The sequence below is a fragment of the Candidatus Skiveiella danica genome, from assembly GCF_022705245.1.
Lineage (GTDB): Bacteria > Pseudomonadota > Gammaproteobacteria > Burkholderiales > Burkholderiaceae_C > Skiveiella > Skiveiella danica.
Genome location: NZ_JAKJEW010000116.1, coordinates 1 through 708 on the forward strand (window position 1 = coordinate 1; position 708 = coordinate 708).

At 58.3% G+C, this 708-nt stretch carries 2 protein-coding genes; one reads left to right on the plus strand and one right to left on the minus strand.

The window, feature by feature from the left end:
* Nucleotides 1-429: sterol desaturase family protein (locus tag ACMUOY_RS20360; RefSeq protein ID WP_413894540.1), on the minus strand; the 429-nt coding region annotated here is incomplete at its 3' end.
* Between the two features lie 72 nt (nucleotides 430-501).
* Between ACMUOY_RS20360 and ACMUOY_RS20365 the strand changes: the two genes are divergently transcribed.
* A partial coding sequence (locus ACMUOY_RS20365) for an NAD(P)/FAD-dependent oxidoreductase (protein ID WP_413894541.1) occupies nucleotides 502-708 on the plus strand: 207 nt, incomplete at its 3' end.

Genomic DNA, 708 nt, shown 5'->3' on the forward strand with positions numbered 1-708 from the left:
CAGCACCGCCAGCGGCAGATAGAAAGCCCAGCCCAACAGCGATCCGGTCGATGTCTGGCGCAGTGCGGTAGACAGGTTGTAGTACTCCGACGAGTGGTGCACCACATGCGAGGCCCACATGACATTGACCTCGTGGCCCATGCGGTGCGCCCAGTAGTAACACAGGTCGTACAGCACCAGGGCCAGAATCCACAGCGGAATACTGCTCATGGACCATTCGGTAAAGCGGTAGGCCTCATACACCGCGATGTAGATGCCCAGCGTGGCGATCTTGGTGAAGGCGTTGGTCACCTGGCTCAACAGGCCATGGTGCAGGCTGGTGATGGCGTCGGGAATGTCGTAGACCGCTACACCGCGCCGCCGGGCCACCCAGGCCTCGAGCAGGATGGTGAGCATGAATACGGGTATGGCGTAAACAATGGGATTCATGGTTTTGTCTCTCTCGTTATGCAGCGCCTCTGTATCGGGTACCGTCATCGTTGAAAGTATACACTGCAGCCCATGCAAAGTTTTGATGTTGTGATCGTGGGTGCCGGTGCGGCCGGCCTGTTTTGTGCCGGGGTAGCGGGCCAATTGGGTTTGAAGGTTTTGGTGCTGGACCACAGCGAAAAGGTGGCCGAAAAAATCCGCATCTCGGGCGGTGGCCGTGCCAACTTCACCAACATGGACGTCACGGCGGCCAATTTCCTCAGCGACAACCCGCGTTTT